Origin of the sequence: Ruegeria sp. R13_0 (assembly GCF_017743995.1) — a bacterium.
Lineage (GTDB): Bacteria > Pseudomonadota > Alphaproteobacteria > Rhodobacterales > Rhodobacteraceae > Ruegeria.
In genome coordinates, this window is the sequence record NZ_JAGHRB010000043.1 from 1 (window position 1) to 2,532 (window position 2,532).

1 protein-coding gene is annotated in these 2,532 nt (G+C 56.9%); it reads right to left on the reverse strand.

The features are described 5' to 3' along the window. The coding region (locus J7394_RS22725) for an Ig-like domain-containing protein (protein ID WP_209256235.1) at positions 1-2,532 on the reverse strand (2,532 nt) is incomplete at both ends.

Genomic DNA, 2,532 nt, shown 5'->3' on the forward strand with positions numbered 1-2,532 from the left:
GTCACGGTTGCGTTTTCGTAGTTCCCATTGTTGTCCGTTGCCCAATAGGTGAAGCTGTCCTCACCGGTGAAATCCACATCTGGACGGTAGAGCAGCTGTCCGTTGTCCTGCAGGTAGACATCACCGTGTTCGGGGTTGGTCAGTCCGTCGACCCGCAGCGTATCGCCATCGGGGTCGGAATCATTACCCAGAACGTTCAGCAGGATGTCCTGGTTCTGGTTTATTCCGAACGCGTCATCTCGAGCGTTGGGCGCTGCGCTGTTCAGGTCGATCGGACCATTGAACGGAGCGTTGAGGCTGTTGAGCTGGCTGTCCGAGAAGTTCAGTGTCACCACATGCGCGAATTTCTTCAGCTCACCCGTGGCGCGGTCAGCAATGAAATCCTCAATCAGCATTACCTTGCGGCCATCCGCAGCCTCGTAGTAGCCGTCCGAGGACAACAGTTCTCGAACTTCGTGAGCGGTCAGCTTGTGTTCATCCCCATGGAACTGGCGGTCACGCGACCCGACCGAGTCGGTCTTAATGCCGTTGAAGTAGAACGTTTCGCCCCAAGAGAGCGTAGTGTCGCCCTGCATATCGAATTCCAGACGGCCGGGGGTCAGATCGTCCGAGGTCAGGATCGAGTGGCGCGCGGGGTTGAAACCAACATATTCAGTATCGACGTCGATCATCGTTACATCTATGAGGATGTTATCGAAGTCGGAATCCCCCCAATCCGGAGTAGCAAGAGTGAGCGTATTGTCGAGATCTACGCCACGTTGGAACCCCTCCGCAGTCAGGCCGTTGACGACGAAGTCAAACACATTGTTTGCGAACCCAATACCAATCCAAGGTCCTCCATAACCAGTTATATTTTGTGTCGCGACTAGGTCAAAATCCTTCAAGGTGTAGTGGGAGGTATACCCAATTTGAACGCCTTGGGCGGTCTCCCAGTTTAGAAAGCCGTCCAGCACCGTGCGGACGTCCGTCTCTTGGGCCGGGTTTGCCTTGACTATATGCAAACCTAATTCAGTGCCGAAAGCCTCATTGTCGCGAAAGCCCTGAATCGGGGCGTGACCGACAGGAACCGTTTCTGCGCCGTAACCCAATTCCGGCTGGTGCAGGTTGTTCGCCAGCGGTGCGGATGGTGCGCTTCGGTGCATCCAGACAAAGCCGTTGGAAGTGTTGACCGCTACGTTCTCGGCAGCCTCAACCAGACGGCCGGCAAAGAAGAACCCGTCGCCAGTGCGGCCATTGTCATGGCGGGCCCCGTCGGTAGCGTCTTTTGCAAGTCGGTCGAGCCCTTCCGACCGGATCGCCATGTTGCGCAGCCAGATGCCGGTCTCATCACCATCTTCCGCAGCAAAGGCGGCACCGAATACCTCAAAGGCCACGTTCTCGGTGAAATTGGCATGGCTGGAATGGTGTACGAAGCCCCAGCCCGGCGAGCCACTGACCGTATTGCCGATCGCGATGGCCGGATCTTCCTGATCCTCAGTACCGGTCTTGTGGAAATGGAACGAATAGCGACCCTTGATATTAGTGTCCGACTCGATGCTGGCAAAAGCATCCAAATCAGCCGCCGGTACCGATTTATCGGTGCGACCCAGATCATCGAAGGCGGCGTAGCGCACGTCCACATCATCACTGTGCATGAACATCGTGTGACCGCGGTGATGAACTTCCGTGCTCTCACCATCCTCGCTCGAGATGGTCACATTACGCGTCATGTTGGCCACATAAGCCTTCAGGTCATCGCGTGGCGTGTCATGGTCATATTGCAGCGGTCGGTCAATGGAGATCGTCGCGCCGTTGATGGCGGTGATCGTCACCTCTTCATCCTGGCTTTCCACATGCACACGTTGGCCAGCCCATTGCCGACCTTCCTTGTGGGTACCGCTCAACACGATGGTGTCACCGACCTGCCAGCCTTCGGGTACTTCAGCCAATTGGATCTGCGTGTCGCCGGCCATCGGCGCGTCATCCACCTTCAGGAAGCTCTCCTTCTCGGCACCATGGATCTCGACCTCACCATGCGATATTACTCCACGTGACAGCAGCATCGGATCCCAACTGGTGTCTATATCACCATTGTTGGCGATCACGATCTGCACATCGACATTGGCCTGGATCGGGTTCTCTTCAGTTCCTATCTCAAGGCGACCCGTTGGCGAGACTACCATCGTATCCAGCAGCATTTTGGAATCCGCATCGGTGGCAAAACTCAACTCGCCATCGACACGCACAGTGAACAGCGACGCGTCGCTCTCGCCCTCATAACGCAGGCTGATGCCCTCGGGGATCAGCACCTTGGCGCCGACATCGGGGATGCGACCCTCGTACCAGTTGGAGGCATCAAACCAGTCGCCATCGCCGATCGCCACATGGGTTGCCTCGGCCCGCTCCACCAACTCCAGAAGCTGCATATGTTCGCCCGCTTTGCTGGGGTCGTCCCCATGCGCGTGCGCATCAGGCAAAGCCTTCACCGCCGCAACATAAGCCTCAACCTCAGAAGCATCCGTCGGAGGGGGAATATAACCCGCACTGTGATCG